This is a genomic window from Lysinibacillus sp. NPDC097287, from assembly GCF_044761695.1.
GTDB lineage: Bacteria > Bacillota > Bacilli > Bacillales_A > Planococcaceae > Lysinibacillus.
Genome location: NZ_JBIWCX010000025.1, coordinates 1 through 20,793 on the forward strand (window position 1 = coordinate 1; position 20,793 = coordinate 20,793).

Genomic DNA, 20,793 nt, shown 5'->3' on the forward strand with positions numbered 1-20,793 from the left:
AGGATCAAACTCTCCATAAAAGTAGTTTGAAAGCTCATTAGCTTTGCTAGCGTATCAACTAAAAGTTGATATCTATTTATTACTTGTGTTTCGTTTGCTAACGAAGTTAGTTACTAGAAACGTTATTGATTACGTTTTGCTTGTTCAGTTTTCAAGGTTCATATTGTTGTCGCTTTGTTTCAGCAACCTTTATATCATAACATGGTATGTTTTTGATGTCAACAATTATTTTCAAATTGTTTTTTTGTAAAGTTGCTTTCAATCAGTTATCTTAACGACTATTAATACTATATCACAATACTTTTAGTTTGCAAGTATTTTTATAAAAAAACTATTAAAAAAGTAATCCCTAATATCCCCGGGATACCGAATACAGCTATTGCAAGCACAGAGAACAAGTTTATCGGTATATTATAGCCGTTGTAACCTACTATTAAATGAATAATGAATAGCAATAAAAATGCACAGGCTATACGAAACCAAAATACAGATAATCCTTCAAAGAATTTCCCCCACTTAACATGTCTTCCTACTATATAAAGAAAAAGAAGCACTACAGGAATACAAATACTCACTATTACAGTCCACGGCATATACCTGCCTCCTTAGATAATAATATGTAAGTTTATGATTTCCGTACTGCTTCTATAACTCTCGTGATTACTATTTAATTAACACACGGCGAATTCGAGCTTCCTTAAATAAGTAATAATGGATACTCTCTAATGCTTTTCGTCGTGCAATCGGGTCTAAATTGTAATCATCTAATAGCCCTTCAATAACTTTCGCCTGTTGCAAATCTTCTTTTGTCTCTTTTATGAGATGCACAAGTTTGTCATCGAATTCTTTTTTTAATTTCCCCTTACGTCGGAAGAACATCTCATTCCCTCACTCTACAACTCACGACGACCTTCCATCGCCTTTGATAATGTAACTTCATCTGCATATTCTAAGTCTCCACCTACTGGTAAACCGTGGGCAATACGCGTTGTACGAATACCTGAAGGTTTTACAAGTCGTGAAATATACATAGCTGTCGCTTCTCCCTCTATTGTAGAGTTCGTCGCTAAAATAAGCTCTTGTACCGTTTCATCCTGTAAACGCACCAAAAGAGATGCTACATTAATGTCTTCAGGCCCTACACCATCCATAGGTGATATAGCCCCTTGCAACACATGATACTTACCATGATAATCACGCATTTTTTCCATCGCAATTACATCCTTCGTGTCTTGCACGACACAGATAACAGATGCATCACGTTGTTTATCAGAACAAATATGACAAGGATCTATATCAGTAATATTGCCGCAAACTGAACAGTAGCTAAGATTTCGTTTTGCATCTATTAACGCTTTTGAAAATGATAATACATCATCTTCCTTCATTGTTAACACAAAAAACGCCAGTCGAGCCGCAGTTTTCGGCCCGATACCTGGCAATTTCATAAAGCTGTCGATTAGCTTTGATATTGGTTCAGGGTAATACATGTTGTTTGCCTCCTAGAATGGAAGGTTCATTCCTTGCGTGAATTTACCCATTGTTGCATTTGTTTTTTCTTCCACTTTTTTTAGTGCCTCGTTTGTCGCAACAACAATTAAATCTTGTAGCATTTCAATATCTTCCGGATCTACTACTGCTGCGTCAAGGTTTACATCTACAACTTCACGTTGACCAGTAACAGTGACTTTCACCATACCGCCGCCAGCAGCACCTTCAAATTGCTCTGCATTTAAAGCATCTTGAGCTTCCATCATTTCTTTTTGCATTTTTTGCATTTTTTTCATCATGCCTTGCATATTTCCCATTCCACGCATAATTGTATTCCTCCTAATAATTAGTCTTCCATAATTTCAATAAAATCTTTACCGAATAACTTTTCAGCTTCTGTTACAAGTGGATCTTGTGACGCGAGAGGCTGTGCATCATCGATATAAGGGCCTTCTGGCATTTCTGCCGGTGGTTCCATTAATTCGACTTCATGGCCCATTGGAGCAGGTTGTTCTTCTTTTTGCTTTAAGCCGTGATCCCGGATGAATTCTTCACGTAATTTCACCCACGCCTCTTCAGGTGTACAAAGCATTTCGTACATCGTTCCTGTTTGACTGGCTATTAGCTGTGTAAATTGCGCTTTTAACGCTTGGTTATCAGCGACCATTTGACAATGAATATCATACTTGAATTTTAACACAAAAGCACCTGGTGATGCCGCAACAGGTTCCGCCTCTGCTAAAAGAGCGGACTGAGATTTTTGCAATTGACTTAGCGCCTGACCCCAAGCGCCTTTAACTCGTTGCACATCTTGCTTTGTAGCATCCTTCAGTACTTCTAGGATACGTCCGGTAGGTGCTTTATAGCCACCTGGACTTTTTGCACGCGGACGTTGTTCTTTCGGTGCCTGTGCAGTTTGCATAGGTACACCATTTTGCAATTGTGCGGATAATTGCTGCACCATTTGTTCGAGAGCAATCACCTTTTGTGCCAATTCGGGATTAATCTCTACCTCTCCTGAGCTAGCTACATGAGTTACTGCTCCCCCTGAAAATTGAACCATCTTCAATAGAGCCGTTTCTAAATATATTTTGGTATGATGCGAAAAACGCATTTCCTGCTGTGTTTTCGCCAAAATATCAATATATCCATATAAGATGTCCGGGGCAAAGTCATGAGCTAACACAAGTACTCGCTCTTCTGGTGAAACAAGCTCTAATAGATCCGCTAAATTTTCACTCGTTTGTAATAGAAGTAAATCACGGAAAAATGTAATTAGATCCTCCGACAAACGTAATGGGTCTTTCCCATCTGCGATAAGCTGTTCAAGTAATCCGAGTATTTGCGCGACATCTTTTGTCTTTAGTGCTTCAGCTAAATCATAAAAGACGTCCTGACTAATGGATCCGGTTACAAGTAGGGCATCCTCAAGCTTTAGCATCTCTCCACTAAAAGACACAACCTGGTCTAGTAAACTCAGGGCATCACGCATACCGCCCGCAGCTGATTGCGCAATAACCTTTAAACCTTGTTCTTCATAAGGCAACTCAATATCCTCTAACACAACTTTCATACGCTCTAAAATATCATTCGTTGAAAGACGTTTAAAATCAAAGCGCTGACAACGAGAAATAATTGTCGCTGGTAACTTATGCGGCTCAGTCGTCGCTAAAATAAAGACAGCATGAGGAGGAGGCTCTTCTAATGTTTTTAATAGCGCATTAAAGGCACTTGTAGAAAGCATATGCACTTCATCGATAATATACACTTTGAATCTACAACTAGCCGGAGCAAAACGAACTTTTTCTATAATGTCACGAATTTCTTCAACGCGTGAATTAGACGCTGCATCAAACTCAATAACATCCGGGTGTGACCCTTCTGTGATACTTAAGCATGTCGCACATTCGTTACACGGTTCACTTGCAGGCGCATGCTCGCAGTTTAGGGCTTTTGCAAAGATTTTCGCTGTACTCGTTTTTCCGGTACCCCGTGGTCCAGAAAAAAGGTACGCATGTGTTGTTTTATTTGCTAGGAGAGCATTTTGTAGTGTTCTTTTCACATGTGTTTGACCAGACATTTCACGAAAAGATTGTGGTCGATACACACGGTAAAACGCTTGATACGTCAATGATTTCCTCTCCTTTTCTTTTTAAATACTGTATTTCTATTATAACACCAGCTATTTCATTTATAAAACAGCGACGGCATTTTTTTCTTATCGAATATGCCTTGGCATAATTGTTGCTGACGCTTCGCTTTCGCACAGAAAAACAATGCGTCCAGATTTTGAATTGTGCTTGCACAATTTACTTCCTTGCAAAATCTGTGACATCTGCCGGAAGCTTTATTTTCAGTTAAATGAAAATAAAAAAAACGCATTCGCCTTAAGTAGACGAATGCGTTTGAATTGGCATAATTTAATGCCGTGCACCTTTCTTCGACAGCCGCACATAAGCGTTACTCTTGTCGTTAGCTCAGATTAGGCAACCCCGCGGCACATGAATAAGACCACTTAATGCTGCTTCCTTCCGGACCTGACATAGTTCATGGGTATCCATTGCGCAGGACCCAATCGTCAACACTACGTGCAAAAGGCAGCCAAACAATACGGACAGCCTCGAAAAAGGAATTCAGTCTCGCTAGAGCGGATTGCGAGTTACAGGACACCGCTACCTTCCCACCTAGCACGGCAATACTTAGTATACTGACAGTTGCTCAAAAATGCAATAAAATGCATAAATTATTTATATAAAAGCCTTTACCAAGCTAAGTTATTCCTTCTCCATAGCTTTTTTAAAACTCGTTTATTCCTATGATTACAGCTTTCTGCAGACTCAAAATAAAATGAAATTAAAAAAACGAAAAAAACTTCACAAAAGTGTTGACCCATTTTAAATTTCATGTTAAATTAATTCTTGTCGATAAGACATAGCAACAACATAACATGGAGGTATACCCAAGTTCGGCTGAAGGGATCGGTCTTGAAAACCGACAGGCGGGTAACACCGCGCGGGGGTTCGAATCCCTCTACCTCCTCCAGTTTTTTTTCGGACTACATTATGTAGCCGTTTTTTTTTGCCCGAAAATTAAATGTCATACTCTTGATATGCCACTTCCTATTAGGTTGTGGCATTTTTTTATTATATAATCAGCTAAAGTTATAAATGGAGGGATTTTTATCATGTTTCAAAAAATGTTTTTACATAAGACTTCCCTTACATGGATCTTTACAATAGCAATACTAACTGCAATTAGCGGCGAAATTAAAATTGCACCTTTCGACGATACAACTTTTCGCTTTGGTCTAGGTAGTATCATATTCTTTTTATGCATCCTCCTTAAACCTACCCCACTTATTTCGGCGGGTATTGCCGCCAGTGTTGTAACGATGTCTTTCCGCATCGCAATGGATTATGCATATCAAGATATAAGCTTTTTGGATAGCTTACTTTCTCATTTACCGGCAGCTACATTTTATTTATTATTTTCTATTTGCTTGTACCAATTAAAAATTCAACAGTTTCGTGAAAAACCTTTGAAACTCGGGCTATTTGTTGCATTGAGTGAAGTAATATCTAATTTAGCAGAACAAAGTGTACGCTTTTTATTACACTTTGATTCTTTTTTACTTATACATGATTTATTTATCCTCCTTGCTGTAGCCTTACTACGCAGCTTTTTTGTTGTGGGTATTTATAGCTCTATATTAATTACAGAGCAGAAAAAACGTGTACAAGAAATGTTAAATATCGGTTCTGAATTATATGTAGAAACACTCTACTTAAAAAAATCCATGAATCATCTTGAGTCTATTACGGCAAATAGTTTTGAATTATCTCGTCAATTAACAGAACAAGGTCATCGCACAGAAAGTATGCAAGCGCTTTATATTGCCCAGGAAATTCATGAGGTGAAAAAAGATTCACAGCGAATTTATGCTGGTATAGCTAAAATAGTCGGTGAAAAAGACTTGGGTACATTCGGTTTATCCGAGCTAATGCATTATGTAGTAGAAGGAAACAAAAAGTATAGTGTACTTCTCGGTAAAGACATTGGCTTTCATGTAACACTAGATTGTGATTTTCAAACGGACGAGCATATTGCATTACTCGCCTTATTAAATAACCTAACAGCAAATGCAGTAGAAGCAATTGCAACACAAGGAACAATTGATATTCATGTTCAACAAACAGCAAACGACACTATATTTAGTGTTTCAGATACGGGAAAAGGTATCTCAAAAGGAGAGCTTTCAGTTATTTTCGAGCCTGGTTATACCACGAAATACAATGCAGAAGGTATTGCTTCAACTGGTATTGGTCTTTCACATGTAGTAGCCTTAGTAGCAAAGTTAGATGGTACAATTTTTGTAGAATCTAATCCAGATAAAACGATGTTTAAAATTATAATTCCAACGCAAACTATTCAAACAGGAGAGACTTAAATGAGGTATTTTATTGTAGATGATGATCGCGCAAGCCGTGCAATGTTAAATCGAATTATTGAGGATGGTGGTTTAGGTACTGTTATCGGCGAAGCAAGTAACGGTGAAGATGCTATTCCACAAATTTTAATGACACAGCCTGAATTTGTATTAATCGATTTACTAATGCCTAAGCTAGATGGCATCGCCACAGTCGAGCAGCTAATTCAAAACCGCTTTGAAGGGCAATTTGTTATGATTTCTCAAATAGTTAATAAGGATATGGTCGGCGAAGCGTATATGCGAGGTATTGACTTCTTTATTCATAAACCGATTAACCGCATCGAAGTAGAAAATGTTTTACGGAAAACTACGGAGCAATTCCGACTAAAAAATTCACTGCACGTTATTCGCCAATCACTTATTAATATCGACTTAAGTGAGCAAAAAAGTAACAAAACAACATCCCGTGATCATATTCAAACTATTTTAAGTGATATGGGTATTGTCGGTGAGATCGGCAGCGAAGATATTATTGCAATTATTGAAACGCTACTTGCACATCAACATAAAATTGCTCCGTTGCCTCCGTTAAAAGAGTTATACGAAGAAATTGCCAGTGTCACAAAACCTACGCCTGACGAAGTTTTGAAAGAAAGTAAGGCGATTGAGCAGCGTGTACGCCGTACAATTTTAGCGGCAATGATTAATCTCGCAAATCTCGGTGTTGTTGATTATACAAACTCAGAATTTGAATACTATGCTCCGCGTTACTTTGATTTTAAAGAAATTCGTCAACTCATGAAGCAAATAGAAGATCACGGTAATCGTAAAGCAAAAGTGAATATTAAGAAATTTATCCAAGTTTTATACTCAGAAATTTTAACAAAAACGAATTAAATCTTTCGGATTTTGTCGGATTTTATAAGTCCTCTGTATTATTAAAGTAAGGCGTGTCCTAAAAATTTAATACTTAGGAGGAACTAAGATTTTGAAAAAGTTGTTTAAAATTAGTTTAGCCGCTCAAATTTTAATCGGTTTAGTTTTAGGGATTATTGTTGGTGGTATTTTTTACGGTAACCCCACTGTTGAAACATATTTACAACCACTAGGAGATATTTTCCTACATCTTATTAAGATGATTGTTGTACCGATTATAATTTCGACATTAATCGTAGGTGTAGCTGGAACAGGCGACCTGAAACAGGTTGGACGATTAGGCGGAAAATCACTTATTTACTTCGAAGTTATTACAACAGTTGCGATTGTTGTTGGATTACTTTCAGCTAACTTATTCCAACCGGGCGCTGGCGTTAATATGGACGAACTTTCACAAGGCGATATTTCAAGTTATGTATCGACAAGTGAGGAAGTAGAGGAAAAAGGCAAATTTGATATTATTGTTGGAATCGTACCGACAAACATTATCCAAGCTATGGCTGAAGGCGATATGCTTGCCATCATTTTCTTCTCTGTCATATTCGGTCTAGGCGTTGCCGCAATTGGTGAACGGGGCAAGCCGGTATTAGCATTCTTCCAAGGTGTGGCTGATGCCATGTTCTGGGTAACGAACCTTGTCATGAAATTTGCACCAATTGGTGTATTCGGATTAATCGGTGTAACCGTTTCCAAATATGGGTTTGCTTCCCTAATACCACTTGGAAAACTTGCTATCCTAGTATACGCAACGATGATTTTCTTCATCTTTGTCGTACTTGGACTTGTAGCGAAATTCGTAGGTATTAATATTTTCTACTTAATCAAAGTATTAAAAGACGAATTAATCTTAGCATTCTCTACAGCAAGCTCTGAAGCTGTATTACCACGTGTTATGTTAAAAATGGAGAGATTGGGTGCACCAAAAGACATTGTATCCTTCGTTATTCCAACAGGTTATTCCTTTAACTTAGACGGCTCTACATTGTATCAAGCAATTGCTGCTTTATTTATTGCACAAATGTATGGGATTGACTTAAGTATTGGTGAACAAATTACATTAATGCTTGTATTGATGGTAACCTCTAAAGGAATTGCAGGTGTGCCAGGCGTATCATTTGTTGTACTTCTTGCAACACTAGGCACTGTTGGTATTCCAATTGAAGGGTTAGCATTTATCGCAGGTATTGACCGTATCCTTGATATGGGACGTACAGTTGTAAATGTAATCGGTAACTCACTTGCATCATTAGTAATGGCGAAGTGGGAAGGCCGTTTCGATACAGAAAAAATGAAAAATTACTTTGTCGAACTTGAAAAAGAAAAATTAGTTTAAATTATTATTAAAAATCCTCACTACGACTTCAGCTCGTAGTGAGGATTTTCTTATTTGGCTAATACTTTATCTAAATAAGCAATAATCGATTCTTTTCCATTCATATGTGCTTCCTGCTCACGTGCCTCGTCTTTTTCTACTTTTGCCTCAGCAGCTACGGCGATACGCTCCGCATCTTCTTGTGGTACGACAATAACACCATCTACATCACCAATAATATAATCACCTGGCTGTACAGTTACACCGCCAATGGCAATTGGTACATTTACTTGGCCGCCACCATTTTTATTGCCCGCCGCAACTGTTGTCCCTAGAGAAAATACAGGGAAATCCAATTCTCGAATGGCTGCAATATCACGAATAACTCCATCCACGACAAAACCTTGAACTCCAATGCCTTTTGCTAATGAAATGACAAAATCCCCTGCCACTGCACGGTTTGTATTCCCTTTTGCATCTATAACTAAAATATCTCCCTCATTAGCGGCACGGATAGCCTCAAGTACAGCGCCATTTTCCCCGTCTGGTAAACGCACTGTGATTGCACGCCCAGCAATTTTAAAATGGTCAGCTAATGGTTTAATTTCACTACGTAAATTTGTATGACCACCCGTTGCATCTGAAATTGCCGTTGTTGGCAAATGTTTAAAACCTACTTCCACCTTTGTCATTCCATAACACCCCTATTATGATTTTCAAAGCCATATAAAAATAGCCTCTTACAATATTGTAAATATAAAGGTAATTTAATTGCTAGTATAATTTAACATAAATGAAAATTTAAATTTCACTCCGGTTCTACAATACCCAAACGCTTTTCTCTTTTCCATTGCTGTTTAAGAGAATAACAGCTATGATATTTATGATAAATAGATAGTATTCTCGACGAAAAATCAGGAATATCTACCTAAATAGTATACGAATAGAAAATGAGGTTTTTATGGATAGTCAAAAGTTATATGAACAACGCAATAAAATTATCGCGGCTTTTCTAGTCGCCGCCTTCATCGGCTTATTTAATGAAACAGCTCTCAACATGGCCTTTGCGCAGTTGATCGTTGATTTTAAAACTGATGCTTCAACGATTCAATGGCTTACAACAGGTTATTTATTAACACTAGGTATTCTAGTTCCGATTTCAGGAATACTTATGCAACGCTTTACGACGAAACAGTTATTCAATGTTTCCCTACTATTCTCCATTATCGGTACTGTTGTCTCTGCCATTTCCCCTACTTTTACTTTATTACTCATCGGACGCATTATTCAAGCTGTTGGTACAGCCATTATTCTGCCACTAATGATGCAAGTTATCTTAATGGTTTATCCTATTAACCAGCGTGGTGCTGCTATGGGTAAAATCGGATTAGTTATTATTTTTGCTCCCGCGATTGGGCCTACGATTGCTGGTTTTGTCATGGAGCAATTCTCATGGCATTATATATTCTGGATCAGCTTACCGTTTTTAGCGATTTCATATGCACTCGGCTTAAAGTTCGTTCAAAATGTCAGCGAAGTACGTCCAGTTAAATTCGACGTACTATCGATTATCCTTTCAACTATTGGTTTCGGCGGTGTCGTGTATGGTTTTAGTATTTCAGGTAAGCTTGGCACATTCTTTACAGCTGAAGTGATGGGCTCGATCGGTGTTGGAGCTATTGCAATTTTGCTATTCTGCTTACGCCAACTAAAAATGGAGCAACCAATGCTCAATTTAAAAGTATTTACGTTCCCTATGTACAATATCGGCATTTTAATGGTCATTATTGTGCATATGACTATTTTGGCAACAATGGTGTTACTACCGATTTATTTACAAAACATTTTACTTCTTGCACCGGTAATTGCCGGTTTATTACTTTTACCAGGCGGCGTCATCAATGCATTTATGGCTGTTATTTCGGGTCATATTTTTGACCGCTTCGGTCCTCGTGTAATGGTGCCAGTTGGATTATTAATGGAGATTGTAGCACTTATTGCTCTCCGTACGATTGATGCAGAAACATCCGTTTACTTTATCATGACATTCCATATTATGATGTTTGTCGGGATTTCATTAGCGAGTATGCCGGCACAAACAAACGGCTTAAATCAGCTACCACGGAATCTCTATCCGGATGGTTCGGCATTTATGAATACATTACAGCAAGTAGCTGGTGCCATCGGGACAGCTGTTTCCATTACAATTATGTCCATTAGCACAACAAGTTTTGTTACGAAAAACGGCGCGTCTTCTGAAAATGAGTTTACCGGCTCAATTCTAGGTGTACAACACGCATTGACCTTTGCTTTAGTACTTGCAGTTATCGCACTTGTCCTATCATTTTTCATGAAGCGTGTGCAAGAAGATAAATAAGAAGAAGCCTGTGGTATCGTAAAAATACCACAGGTTTCTTTTAAATTACGCCAATAAATTGCTTAGAACGATCATCCAATGCCTCAGCAGCAGAAGCTATTTCAATAAAGTCACCTGTTGTTACATTAATTTGCACATTCGTTTTCTCGACGTTATCAGATACACGGATAATACCTTCTGTGACCCGTCCAATTTCATGTACTATACCCTCTACGTTATCTTTCACTTCTGAGATGGATTGCTCAGCCCTTACCGAAAGCTTTCTAACCTCTTTTGCTACAACATCAAATCCTCGACCATATTCACCAGCTCGTGCTGCTTCAATAGCTGCATTTAATGCCAGTAAATTTGTTTGAGAAGCAATTTCTTGAATTGTTTTGACAATACCCTTAATAGATTCAGCTTGATTTTGCAACTGGGCAAGATTTCTCACATTCTCCTCAGATTCTTTTGAAATTTGTTGAATTGTTACGAGTAAATTCTCACTATTTTTAATGCCCGCCTCGGAACGGCGATGAAGCTGTGTAGCCATTTGCTTTAAATCATCGGCTACATTAACAATTGTATTTTGGCGTTCTGTAATATTCGTTGCAATTTTCGATACACCAATCACTTTTCTTGAGTTATTCGCAAACACAGGCATATAGGTAGCCTCAAGCCAAATTTTATTCCCATATGCATCCATTCGGTCAATTTTGTCTTGATAGCTTATACCTGATGATAGGTTGTGCCAAAACTGTTCGTAACCAGGACTTTTCGCAAATGCAGGAAGGCAAAATTCCTTGTGATGCTTTCCTATCATTTCTTTCACTGTATAACCCATCGTTTTCGCAAAAAGATCGTTTACATAGGATACTGTCCGATCCATATCAAAACGGATAATGGCCACATTACGTTCGATTGACTGAACTACTAAATCATCTGTTACTTGTGTGTCTATTTTTTGCATAAAATCCACCTCAATAAGTTTAGTTACTAGATTGTATTCGCTTTTATATTTGAATCAATTTCATACTGCGTGTTTAGCGGTTCCATAACAAACCTCGTTTTTTTTTTAAAACTTTGAGATACGGATGGACAGGTTCAACAGCTGGACGACGTTTAAAGAATATCTTATAAGCCTTTGATCCTCTAACTAGCGCTATGTATCTTCTTAAATCCATTGTTATTTTTACTTCGTACATTTTTCAGCTATGTGTATTTGAGCATTTCATATTTCGTATCAATCTTTCATAGCGATACGAGTGGAAGCAAAATGTGCATCAACCCTAACGTACTCCGACTCATTTCGCTTATCATAGACATTAGGCGTCTTCCTCTAGCCCGAAATTTTGTATAGTAATTTACTCATTTCGACATACCAAAGAGATATTCCTTTTTTTACCTAAAAAATACTCAAAGCTCTTCGGCGTATGTTTATGAAATCAACTCATTCGTGTAATTTTCCACAAAAAATATAATTCCAATTACACAAAAAAACATGGGCAAAATATGCCCATGCTCACTTAATAATTTCCAAAACCTCTTCTGCTGTCGTCGCTACACGAATAAGTGATTTTTGATTTGCGCGTATAAAACCTTCTTCTATCATTCTATCAAAATGCTGTAAAAGCAAATCATAAAAGCCGTTTATATTGTATAAAATAACTGGTTTTTCATGTAGTCCAATTTGTGCCCACGTAAATACTTCAAAATATTCATCCATTGTGCCACCGCCACCTGGTAGTGCAATGAACGCATCTGATAAATCCACCATTTTTGCTTTGCGATTATGCATCGATTCTACAAAGTGAATTTCCGTCAATGAGGGATGCACAATCTCATGCGTTTGTAGATGAGTCGGCATTACACCAACAACCTTACCACCTGCTGTCAGAACGGCATCGGCTACTTTACCCATTAATCCAATTTTCGAACCACCATACACGACTCCATGACCGTGCTGTGCTAATACCGTGCCTAACTCCATTGCTTTCTCCGCATAAATCGGATTTTTACCCATTCCAGACCCGCAATATACCGCTACTCTCATACTATCGCCTCCTACCTCCCACCAAAAAAAACGTGACAACAATAAGTTTCATATTGTCGCACGTCTTTTGGTTGATTAGTTGTTTACTGCTATGCTGTCTACACCCAATGCACTGATTTTTCTTATTCTGCTTTCAACTGCTAAAGTCGTAGTGAATCATCTATTTGCGTAAATGACTCGTTTGTTTAAGCATATGACTAATACGGCTCACAATTGATTCAATTGTATCCGGATTTTTCATTAAATCGTAATCATTAATATCTAAACGAAGGACAGGGCAAGCATTAAAATTATTAATCCAGTCCTCGTAGCGTTCATGCATTTCAATCCAATAATCATTTGGTGTTTGTTGCTCCATTGCACGCCCACGCTCCTGAATACGACCGATTACATCATCAATCGGCCCCTCTAAATAGATCACTAAATCGGGGTGTGGGAAGTACGGCGTCATCACCATTGCATTGAATAGACTTGTATATGTCTCATAATCTGTCGGGCTCATTGTCCCCTTGTCGTAGTGCATCTTTGCAAATATACCCGTATCCTCGTAAATAGATCGATCTTGAATAAATCCACCACCATATTCAAAAATACGCTTTTGCTCTTTAAAACGTTCAGCTAGGAAATATACTTGCAAATGAAAACTCCATTTTTCAAAGTCATCATAAAATTTATCTAAATACGGATTTGCATCTACTTTCTCAAACGACGTACGGAAGTTTAAAGCTTTCGCAAGTGCATTGGTCATTGTCGATTTTCCAACACCGACTGTTCCTGCAATTGTAATGACTGCGTTCGGCGAAATATCGTATTTTTCTCTTAAACTCATTGCTGCAAACTCCTTTGTTGTAACGTATCCTCTATAGTTTTTAAGATATATTTTAAATCATTTGGGTTTTTCACAAAATCTAGTTGGTCCCCGTTAAACCGAATAACTGGTATTTCGGGATGCATTTTTTCGAATTGTTCAGTAAAGGCATGATAATCAGCTACTAGTTGTTCCATATAGTCACGTGAAATCATCTTTTCAAATTCCCGACCACGCATCGCAATACGTTCCATAAGTGTGTCGACACTCGCATACAAGTAAACAACAGCATTTGGGACGGGCATATCCTTCGTTAAAATTTGATAAATCTCTTCATATTTATCATACTCGCTTTTCGCTAATGTACGCTTTGCAAATATTAAATTTTTAAAAACATGATAATCTGCTACAACTGGCGCTTCGTTCAACGCGCGATATTTTTTAATGTCCGTTAACTGTTTATATCGATTACAGAGAAAAAACATCTCCGTCTGGAAACTCCACTCTTCGATGTTTTCGTAAAATTTATTTAAAAACGGGTTTTCGTCTACTATTTCTTTTAATAGATGGTAATTGAATGTCGAAGCAATCTCATTAGATAGCGAGGTTTTGCCAACACCAATCGGTCCTTCTACCGTAACAAATGGAAGCGTCAAAATAGCTCCTCCTTTACGTGCAAAATTTAATCAGTGCTTATCATTGTATCATAGCAATAAAATGAAAAACAGAGACAGTGTTTCTAGGATATATAACGTAAAATGTTCCGTTAACCCCCAATTTCACCAACGCTTCTTTAGCCAATTGGGACAACTTCCAACAAATAGAAAAACACTATATTTTTTGTTAAAAATCAACTAAAATATAGTGTTTTATCATTTTATTATTATAATATGTTTATACTTTAATCAAGTTTTCTGCCATTCTAGCTAATGATGCTGCATTACTACTTAGTTCATGCATTGTAGCTGAAATTTCTTCGATAGCAGATGCCTGACTATCAGTGACAGCATTGATTTTTTTAAAAGATTGATCTAGTTGTTTGATCGAATTATTGATTTCTTGAATAATATCATCAATTTTAGTGACATTTTCTTTAGAATTAAGGGCTAGTTTTCTAATTTCATTTGCTACAACAGAAAAGCCCTTTCCATATTCACCAGCCCTAGCTGCTTCGATGGATGCATTTAAGCCCAATAGATTACTTTGATCTGAAAGGTTTTTAACTGTAACAGAGATTTGTTTGATTTCTCCAGAATTTACGTTGACCGTTTTTAATTGATTTGCTACATCGCCCATTTGATTGGCGAGATTTGTTACAGAATTTGCAATTTCATTGACGGATGCTGATGTCTCTTCAGTAATTGCAGAAAGACTTTCAGCTACCTCGGATAATTGATTGGCGGATTCGAGACTTGTTCCAATGCCAATACCTCCAACAACTTTGCCCGAGTCATCTAGAATTGGTATTGCTCTCGCAACCAAAGGGAAACCAAATAGTTCCTTTGGAATGACCATCGCAGTATCCTTTTTCATTTTAATTGCATCAGTAATAACATCACCGCGAACTAACGGATCACCTGGGTTAACATTTAAATTAAATGTATCTCCTGGAACATTAATGATTAGTTTCTCCGTATCATAAATACCGATAGTAATATCATCTTGAAGGAGTCGCTTCAAATAAGGTGCTACTTTAATAAATGCATCTAAAATTTCATTTCTTTCTTGTTCTATGAACTGATTCAATTTTACACCTTCCTGTTATTTTATTTAATATGGAAGTACACGTTTTCCATGGTTAACGGCAATCCATTTTAATGTTGTAAATTCTTCTAAACTCCATTCTCCATTTAAACGGCCGATTCCAGATTGCTTTTCTCCACCAAACGCAACAATTGGTTCATCATTAATCGTAATATCATTTACATGAATCATACCTGTATGGACTTGCTTGGCAAATTGAACGCCTCTTTCTATATTTGCCGTGTGAACTGCGCCACTTAACCCAAATTTCGTATCGTTTGCAATTGCAATTGCTTCTTCGTCCGTATCAAATGGGATGATCGAAATAACCGGCCCAAATAACTCTTCCTGCGCTACTTTCATATCAGGTGTAACATTTACTAAAATTGTTGGTTTAACTAGATTTCCAACTGTAGTTCCTTTTAAAATTGCTTCTGCTCCTGCTTGTAAGGCACTTTCCACCAAATCATTTAACCCGTTAGCTTGACGTTCATTAATAACTGGTCCAATGATTGTAGAAAGGTCACTTGGATCTCCCACTTTAAGTGAAGCTACTTTTTCAACGAACTTCGTTAAAAAAGAATCATAAAGTGAACGGTGTACTAACACGCGATTTGCACACATACAAATTTGCCCTTGATGTGCAAAACGACTAAATGCCGCTGCATCAACCGCGTAATCTAAATCTGCATCATCTAAAACAATAAACGCACTGTTACCCCCAAGCTCTAATAAAGGCTTTTTAAAGTTTTTTATCGCTAATTGACCAATATGGCTCCCAACTTTTGTTGAGCCTGTAAATGAAATAATTCTTGGAATTGGATGCTCAACAAAACTATCTCCTATTTCATTGATGTCAGTTACGACAACATTTAGTAAACCTTTAGGAATACCTGCTTCTTCGAAAATCTTAGCAATAAGTGTGCCACCCATAATTGGTGTATTTTCATGTGGCTTTAATACCACACCATTTCCTGCGCCCAATGCTGGTGCAACTGATTTTACTGTTAAGAAGAACGGGAAGTTAAATGGACTAATAACCCCTACAACACCTGCCGGAATACGGTATAAGCGATTTTCTACATCATCAATTGTCGAAGGTAAAATTTTACCTTCCATTCTTATTGGGTAAGTAGCCGCTTCTTTTATAATATTTTTAACTAAACCAATTTCAAAAGCAGCTTTTAAATGTGTGCCGCCTAATTCTTCTATAATAATTTTTGTGATTTCTTCTTCATGAGCTTCAATATAGCTAACAGCCTTTTCTAAAATTGCTCTCTTCTGATATGGATTGACTTTATCCCACTCTTCTTTAGCATGCTTTGCTGATTGATATGCTAGATCAATATCATCCACATTCGCCATTGGATATGTACCTAAAACTGCTCCATTAAAGGGATTCGTATTAACTAACTGGTTATTACTACGCCCTTCTCTCCATTCCCCTCCAATGTATTGCTTTCCGAAAATATCTTTTGTAATCATAAGTACTACCTCCTGAAAAAATAATGTTCAATTATATATCGACAAATTTTAACTTTTCTCAATATTTCCTGTTACTTTAGTTTCATTTATTTTTCGAGGTATATCGGATGTGTTTTAGATCTATATTCATATAAAATTAGTCGTTATTATCTAAAAAACAATATAGAACCCCTCTCTATATATCTAAAATCACTTCATTATCTCTTACAAATTGTATCTCCCTTCTGAATTAAAGTTGAAGTCTGCTCTAGTAAGTTAATTGAAGGAATGCCAAAAGCATAGAAACAACCTCCGCTTTTAGTGATAAACCCTGTAAGTATAAAAAACGTAAATGTTACACTATTGATACTTACATTACGTCTTTCCGCCAGTAGAGTTGATTTGATAGTTAAATTAGACGCATGCTACACTATGCCTAAGGAGAGATGACATTGAATATTTTCGAGAAAGACCGCAAGTTTATGCGACTTGCCTTAGAAGAAGCACAAAAAGCCGCTGCACTTGGTGAAGTACCGATTGGCGCAGTTCTTGTATTTGAAGGTGAAGTCATTGCACGTGCACATAATTTACGAGAAACCACACAAAATGCTACAACTCACGCCGAGCTGATGGTCATCCAAGAGGCGTGCGCAAAAATTGGTAGCTGGCGCTTAGAAGAAACAACTCTTTATGTCACATTAGAACCTTGTCCGATGTGCGCTGGAGCCATTTTACAGTCTCGTGTTCCTCGTGTCGTATACGGAGCAAGAGATATGAAAGCAGGCTGTGTAGATTCACTATATCGCCTACTGAATGATAATCGCTTCAACCATGAGTGTGAGGTCTTAGAAGGTATTTTGGCTGAGGAATGCGGACAGATTTTGACAGACTTTTTCCAAGCCTTACGTGAACGGAAAAAAGCAGAGAAAAAGGCTCGAAAACTCACTAAATAGGAGAAGCAATCTGATACCATTTAGCAACATAAAAAAATCTGTTTGCAAACAAAAAAATAGCCTTCCTCTTTCAACATAGAAAAGGGGAAGGCTATTTTCACGATTATTTTACTGGTGCAGTGATTACTTCTTTTCCACCCATATATGGACGTAATACTTCTGGAATCACCACAGAGCCATCAGCTTGTTGGTAGTTCTCTAAAATAGCTGCCACTGTACGACCGATTGCAAGACCTGAACCGTTTAATGTATGCACGTATTCTGGTTTTGCATTTGGCTCGCGACGGAAACGGATGTTTGCACGACGCGCTTGGAAATCTTCAAAGTTTGAACATGAAGAAATTTCACGGTACATGTTTTGTGCTGGAATCCATACTTCTAAGTCATATTTTTTCGCAGCAGTGAAACCTAAATCAGCTGTACACATTTTTAACTTGCGGTATGGTAAGCCTAATAATTGAAGAACTTTTTCAGCATGGCCTGTTAATAGCTCAAGTTGCTCATAAGATTCTTCTGGTTTTACAAAACGCACTAATTCAACTTTATTGAATTGGTGTTGGCGAATTAAACCACGTGTATCACGACCTGCAGAACCCGCTTCTGAACGGAAGTTAGCACTGTATGCTGTGAATGCTTGTGGTAATACATCCATTGATAAAATTTCATCACGGTAATAGTTCGTTACAGGTACCTCTGCTGTTGGAATCATGAAATAATCTAGACCTTCTAGTTTAAATACATCCTCCTCGAATTTTGGTAACTGACCTGTACCTGTTAAGCTATCGCGATTGACGATTTGTGGTGGTAACAGCTCTGTATAACCATGCTCATCAGAGTGTAAGTCCATCATGAAACTCATTAAAGCACGTTCTAAACGAGCACCTAAACCACGGTAGAATAAGAAACGACTACCTGTTACTTTTGCGCCGCGCTCAAAGTCTACGATTTGTAAATCCGTTGCGATATCCCAATGCGCTTTAATTTCAAAATTAAAGGTTGGTACTTCACCCCATTTTAAAACTTCTTCATTGTCATCTTCTGTTGTGCCAACTGGTACAGATTCATGTGGAATATTTGGTAGACGCATCATCATGTATTTGAATTCATCTTCAACTGCATTTAATTGTGCATCTAGTTCCTTAATTTCATCGCCTACTTGGCGCATGCGTGCAATTACTTCATCCGCATTTTCTTTATTACGTTTCATCACAGAAATTTGCTCAGACACTTTATTACGTTCAGCTTTAAGCTCTTCTGTTTTTGCGATTAACTCACGACGTTTTGCATCTAAACCTTCAAAATCGTCTAAGTTACCTAAATCTTCATTACGTTTCAATAGCATTTCTTTAATTTCCGCAAAGTTGTCACGGACGCGTTTAATATCTAACATCGGTCATACCTCCAGTAGATTCAAAATGATGGGATAGTGTTTAAGAGAACACAAAAAAGCCCTCATCCCATGAAAGGGACGAGAGCTACCCGCGTTGCCACCCTAATTGATTAGACTGATGCCTAATCCACTTATCTCATAACGGCTTTTCAACCGGCTACAGCCTACTTCATTCACTTCGACTGAGCAACTCCAGGACGGATTCACAAGTGCTTTTATCAGCTTCCACCACCCGCTGACTCTCTAAAAAAAACGTGCTTGTTACTACTTCCCATCATCGTGTTTACATATTTAAATTTTAACCATACTGTACTATATGAAGCCGAATTTTGCAAGTGACACCTAAATTAATCCACCATACTTTTAATAAAGTAATCCATGATGCGTGTGTCCCGTGTTAGCTCCGGGTGAAACGAACAACCAAGCATATGTCTATCACGTGCTAACACTATTTTATCGTCACATGTGGCAAGTATCTCTACCTGTTCACCAACTGATACAATATGAGGTGCTCGAATAAAAATAGCCGGTATATCTTCGCCAATGCCTTTAATATCGAGCAGCATTTCAAAGCTATCTACCTGACGTCCATAAGAATTACGGGCAACCTTTACATCCATCACTGCTAAATGTGATTCGTAATCAACAACATCTCGCGCCAATAAAATTAACCCAGCACACGTACCGAACATCGGTAATCCACTTTCAGCAAGGACTCGTATTGGCTCAAGTAAATCGTAACGATCCAGTAGCTTGCGCATCGCAGTACTTTCCCCACCGGGTAAAACAAGCCCGTCTAGCTCAACTAAATGCTCAGTACGTGTGATCGTAGCAGCTTCACACCCCAGCTCCTCTAACATTTGTACATGCTCTCTTACAGCACCTTGCAAAGCTAACACGCCTATTTTTTTCATATTACCAGCCTCGCTCTTGCATACGTTCATTTTGACTAAGCTGTGCAATATCAATACCTTTCATCGGGACACCCAGTTCCTTCGAAATTTCTGCAATTAACTGATAGTCCTTATAATGGGTTGTTGCCTCCACAATCGCACGTGCGAATTTCTCAGGATTTTCCGATTTAAAAATGCCAGAGCCAACGAATACGCCATCTGCGCCAAGCTCCATCATTAATGCCGCATCAGCTGGTGTTGCTACACCGCCTGCTGCAAAGTTAACGACAGGTAAACGACCGAGACGTTTAATTTCGCGTAGTAACTCAAATGGTGCACCAAGATTTTTTGCTTCTGTCATTAATTCATCTTCCGTCATACCCACTACTTTACGCACCTGCGCATTGACCTTTCGAATATGGCGAACCGCTTCTACAATATTGCCCGTTCCAGGCTCACCCTTTGTTCGTAGCATAGATGCCCCTTCACCAATACGACGTGCCGCTTCCCCTAAATCACGACAGCCACAAACGAACGGCACTTTGTAATCACTTTTTAATAAGTGGTACTCCTCATCCGCTGGAGTTAGCACTTCACTCTCATCAATATAATCGACGCCCATTGCCTCTAACACACGTGCTTCTACGATATGTCCAATACGGGCCTTTGCCATCACTGGAATCGATACAGCAGCCATCACTTCTTCTACGATGCGTGGGTCCGCCATACGTGCTACACCACCCGCTTTGCGAATATCTGATGGTACTCGCTCTAATGCCATCACGGCCACAGCTCCTGCTGCCTCTGCAATTTTCGCCTGCTCGGCATTAATAACGTCCATAATGACGCCACCCTTTTGCATTTCTGCCATTCCACGTTTTACTAACTCTGTACCAGTGTGTTTCATTTCTCCTAACCTCCACCTTTGTGATGAAATTTAGTATAATGAATATTGACCATATAAA

At 38.1% G+C, this 20,793-nt stretch carries 20 protein-coding genes, 1 tRNA gene, 1 other RNA gene, 1 pseudogene and 1 other annotated feature; of the genes and pseudogenes, 6 read left to right on the plus strand and 17 right to left on the minus strand.

Features of this window, described 5'->3' with window-relative positions:
• Window positions 1-320: 320 nt before the first annotated feature.
• The 6 genes from ACIQ2D_RS21015 to ffs all read right to left on the minus strand — a co-directional run bounded on the left by ACIQ2D_RS21015 (window position 321) and on the right by ffs (window position 4,184).
• Window positions 321-593: a pro-sigmaK processing inhibitor BofA family protein gene (locus ACIQ2D_RS21015; protein ID WP_402867256.1), complete on the minus strand. Its 273-nt coding sequence runs from the start codon at window positions 591-593 to the stop codon at window positions 321-323.
• 70 nt (window positions 594-663) lie between these two features.
• Window positions 664-879 (minus strand): YaaL family protein, encoded by a 216-nt coding sequence (locus ACIQ2D_RS21020; protein ID WP_402867257.1) that lies wholly within the window; start codon window positions 877-879, stop codon window positions 664-666.
• 14 nt (window positions 880-893) lie between these two features.
• Window positions 894-1,490 (minus strand): recombination mediator RecR, encoded by a 597-nt coding sequence (recR, locus tag ACIQ2D_RS21025; protein ID WP_402867258.1) that lies wholly within the window; start codon window positions 1,488-1,490, stop codon window positions 894-896.
• Between the two features lie 12 nt (window positions 1,491-1,502).
• Window positions 1,503-1,817, minus strand: a complete 315-nt coding sequence (locus ACIQ2D_RS21030; RefSeq protein ID WP_402867259.1) for a YbaB/EbfC family nucleoid-associated protein — start codon at window positions 1,815-1,817, stop codon at window positions 1,503-1,505.
• A gap of 20 nt (window positions 1,818-1,837) precedes the next feature.
• Window positions 1,838-3,622: a DNA polymerase III subunit gamma/tau gene (gene dnaX, locus ACIQ2D_RS21035; RefSeq protein ID WP_402867260.1), complete on the minus strand. Its 1,785-nt coding sequence runs from the start codon at window positions 3,620-3,622 to the stop codon at window positions 1,838-1,840.
• A gap of 295 nt (window positions 3,623-3,917) precedes the next feature.
• An RNA gene (gene ffs / locus ACIQ2D_RS21040) (signal recognition particle sRNA large type) lies at window positions 3,918-4,184 on the minus strand.
• A 256-nt stretch (window positions 4,185-4,440) separates the two neighbouring features.
• On the opposite strand from ffs, the gene ACIQ2D_RS21045 reads away from it, so the two are divergent.
• The 4 genes from ACIQ2D_RS21045 (at window position 4,441) to ACIQ2D_RS21060 (ending at window position 8,189) form a co-directional block, all read left to right on the plus strand.
• Window positions 4,441-4,533 (plus strand) — tRNA-Ser (locus tag ACIQ2D_RS21045).
• A 142-nt stretch (window positions 4,534-4,675) separates the two neighbouring features.
• Window positions 4,676-5,938, plus strand: a complete 1,263-nt coding sequence (locus ACIQ2D_RS21050; RefSeq protein ID WP_402867261.1) for an ATP-binding protein — start codon at window positions 4,676-4,678, stop codon at window positions 5,936-5,938.
• On the plus strand, window positions 5,939-6,817 hold the full coding sequence (locus ACIQ2D_RS21055) for a response regulator (protein ID WP_402867262.1): 879 nt from the start codon (window positions 5,939-5,941) through the stop codon (window positions 6,815-6,817).
• A 91-nt stretch (window positions 6,818-6,908) separates the two neighbouring features.
• Window positions 6,909-8,189, plus strand: coding sequence for a cation:dicarboxylate symporter family transporter (locus ACIQ2D_RS21060; protein WP_402867263.1), 1,281 nt, complete (start codon window positions 6,909-6,911; stop codon window positions 8,187-8,189).
• Window positions 8,190-8,239: 50 nt separating this feature from the next.
• Here ACIQ2D_RS21060 and ACIQ2D_RS21065 read toward each other — a convergent pair whose 3' ends face one another.
• Window positions 8,240-8,860 carry an RraA family protein gene (locus ACIQ2D_RS21065; protein WP_402867264.1) on the minus strand — a complete coding sequence of 207 codons (621 nt, stop codon included), beginning with the start codon at window positions 8,858-8,860 and terminating at the stop codon, window positions 8,240-8,242.
• A gap of 269 nt (window positions 8,861-9,129) precedes the next feature.
• Here ACIQ2D_RS21065 and ACIQ2D_RS21070 point away from each other — a divergent pair, with 269 nt between their 5' ends.
• A complete protein-coding gene (locus ACIQ2D_RS21070) occupies window positions 9,130-10,545 on the plus strand; it encodes an MDR family MFS transporter (protein ID WP_402867265.1) in 1,416 nt (471 codons plus the stop codon).
• A 40-nt stretch (window positions 10,546-10,585) separates the two neighbouring features.
• Here the strand turns inward: ACIQ2D_RS21070 and ACIQ2D_RS21075 are convergent, their stop codons facing one another.
• The 7 genes and pseudogenes from ACIQ2D_RS21075 to yfmT all read right to left on the minus strand — a co-directional run bounded on the left by ACIQ2D_RS21075 (window position 10,586) and on the right by yfmT (window position 16,613).
• Window positions 10,586-11,077, minus strand: a complete 492-nt coding sequence (locus ACIQ2D_RS21075; RefSeq protein ID WP_402867279.1) for a methyl-accepting chemotaxis protein — start codon at window positions 11,075-11,077, stop codon at window positions 10,586-10,588.
• Between the two features lie 42 nt (window positions 11,078-11,119).
• Window positions 11,120-11,494, minus strand: a pseudogene (locus tag ACIQ2D_RS21080) (PAS domain-containing protein); the annotation flags it as partial.
• Between the two features lie 552 nt (window positions 11,495-12,046).
• On the minus strand, window positions 12,047-12,577 hold the full coding sequence (locus ACIQ2D_RS21085; protein WP_402867266.1) for an LOG family protein: 531 nt from the start codon (window positions 12,575-12,577) through the stop codon (window positions 12,047-12,049).
• Between the two features lie 160 nt (window positions 12,578-12,737).
• The gene (locus tag ACIQ2D_RS21090) at window positions 12,738-13,406 is read right to left on the minus strand and encodes a deoxynucleoside kinase (protein WP_402867267.1); all 669 of its coding nucleotides are present in this window, start codon (window positions 13,404-13,406) and stop codon (window positions 12,738-12,740) included.
• On the minus strand, window positions 13,403-14,041 hold the full coding sequence (locus ACIQ2D_RS21095; protein ID WP_402867268.1) for a deoxynucleoside kinase: 639 nt from the start codon (window positions 14,039-14,041) through the stop codon (window positions 13,403-13,405). Before ACIQ2D_RS21095 ends, ACIQ2D_RS21090 begins: the two co-directional genes overlap by 4 nt.
• Before the next feature lie 238 nt (window positions 14,042-14,279).
• Complete coding sequence (locus ACIQ2D_RS21100; RefSeq protein WP_402867269.1) at window positions 14,280-15,131, minus strand: methyl-accepting chemotaxis protein; 852 nt, start codon at window positions 15,129-15,131, stop codon at window positions 14,280-14,282.
• Window positions 15,132-15,155: 24 nt separating this feature from the next.
• Window positions 15,156-16,613 carry a benzaldehyde dehydrogenase gene (yfmT, locus tag ACIQ2D_RS21105; RefSeq protein WP_402867270.1) on the minus strand — a complete coding sequence of 486 codons (1,458 nt, stop codon included), beginning with the start codon at window positions 16,611-16,613 and terminating at the stop codon, window positions 15,156-15,158.
• Window positions 16,614-17,044: 431 nt separating this feature from the next.
• Here yfmT and tadA point away from each other — a divergent pair, with 431 nt between their 5' ends.
• Entirely contained in the window at window positions 17,045-17,545 is a 501-nt protein-coding gene (gene tadA / locus ACIQ2D_RS21110) for a tRNA adenosine(34) deaminase TadA (RefSeq protein WP_402867271.1), read from the plus strand.
• Window positions 17,546-17,648: 103 nt separating this feature from the next.
• Here the strand turns inward: tadA and serS are convergent, their stop codons facing one another.
• From serS to pdxS, 3 genes are all read right to left on the minus strand, one after another.
• Window positions 17,649-18,935 carry a serine--tRNA ligase gene (serS, locus tag ACIQ2D_RS21115; protein WP_402867272.1) on the minus strand — a complete coding sequence of 429 codons (1,287 nt, stop codon included), beginning with the start codon at window positions 18,933-18,935 and terminating at the stop codon, window positions 17,649-17,651.
• A gap of 71 nt (window positions 18,936-19,006) precedes the next feature.
• Window positions 19,007-19,222 (minus strand) — a binding site (T-box leader).
• A 60-nt stretch (window positions 19,223-19,282) separates the two neighbouring features.
• The gene (gene pdxT, locus ACIQ2D_RS21120; protein WP_402867273.1) at window positions 19,283-19,849 is read right to left on the minus strand and encodes a pyridoxal 5'-phosphate synthase glutaminase subunit PdxT; all 567 of its coding nucleotides are present in this window, start codon (window positions 19,847-19,849) and stop codon (window positions 19,283-19,285) included.
• Window position 19,850: 1 nt separating this feature from the next.
• Window positions 19,851-20,735, minus strand: coding sequence for a pyridoxal 5'-phosphate synthase lyase subunit PdxS (gene pdxS / locus ACIQ2D_RS21125; protein ID WP_402867274.1), 885 nt, complete (start codon window positions 20,733-20,735; stop codon window positions 19,851-19,853).
• Window positions 20,736-20,793 lie beyond the last annotated feature (58 nt).

What these genes read in the sequence shown, in the direction of transcription:
- ACIQ2D_RS21065 (WP_402867264.1), bottom strand. Translation starts at nt 8,860, where the DNA reads ATGACAAAGGTGGAAGTAGGTTTTAAACATTTGCCAACAACGGCAATT.
- recR (WP_402867258.1), bottom strand. Translation starts at nt 1,490, where the DNA reads ATGTATTACCCTGAACCAATATCAAAGCTAATCGACAGCTTTATGAAA.
- ACIQ2D_RS21050 (WP_402867261.1), top strand. Translation starts at nt 4,676, where the DNA reads ATGTTTCAAAAAATGTTTTTACATAAGACTTCCCTTACATGGATCTTT.
- pdxT (WP_402867273.1), bottom strand. Translation starts at nt 19,849, where the DNA reads ATGAAAAAAATAGGCGTGTTAGCTTTGCAAGGTGCTGTAAGAGAGCAT.
- ACIQ2D_RS21090 (WP_402867267.1), bottom strand. Translation starts at nt 13,406, where the DNA reads ATGAGTTTAAGAGAAAAATACGATATTTCGCCGAACGCAGTCATTACA.
- pdxS (WP_402867274.1), bottom strand. Translation starts at nt 20,735, where the DNA reads ATGAAACACACTGGTACAGAGTTAGTAAAACGTGGAATGGCAGAAATG.
- ACIQ2D_RS21055 (WP_402867262.1), top strand. Translation starts at nt 5,939, where the DNA reads ATGAGGTATTTTATTGTAGATGATGATCGCGCAAGCCGTGCAATGTTA.
- ACIQ2D_RS21030 (WP_402867259.1), bottom strand. Translation starts at nt 1,817, where the DNA reads ATGCGTGGAATGGGAAATATGCAAGGCATGATGAAAAAAATGCAAAAA.
- serS (WP_402867272.1), bottom strand. Translation starts at nt 18,935, where the DNA reads ATGTTAGATATTAAACGCGTCCGTGACAACTTTGCGGAAATTAAAGAA.
- ACIQ2D_RS21070 (WP_402867265.1), top strand. Translation starts at nt 9,130, where the DNA reads ATGGATAGTCAAAAGTTATATGAACAACGCAATAAAATTATCGCGGCT.
- ACIQ2D_RS21075 (WP_402867279.1), bottom strand. Translation starts at nt 11,077, where the DNA reads ATGGCTACACAGCTTCATCGCCGTTCCGAGGCGGGCATTAAAAATAGT.
- ACIQ2D_RS21020 (WP_402867257.1), bottom strand. Translation starts at nt 879, where the DNA reads ATGTTCTTCCGACGTAAGGGGAAATTAAAAAAAGAATTCGATGACAAA.
- yfmT (WP_402867270.1), bottom strand. Translation starts at nt 16,613, where the DNA reads ATGATTACAAAAGATATTTTCGGAAAGCAATACATTGGAGGGGAATGG.
- ACIQ2D_RS21085 (WP_402867266.1), bottom strand. Translation starts at nt 12,577, where the DNA reads ATGAGAGTAGCGGTATATTGCGGGTCTGGAATGGGTAAAAATCCGATT.
- ACIQ2D_RS21015 (WP_402867256.1), bottom strand. Translation starts at nt 593, where the DNA reads ATGCCGTGGACTGTAATAGTGAGTATTTGTATTCCTGTAGTGCTTCTT.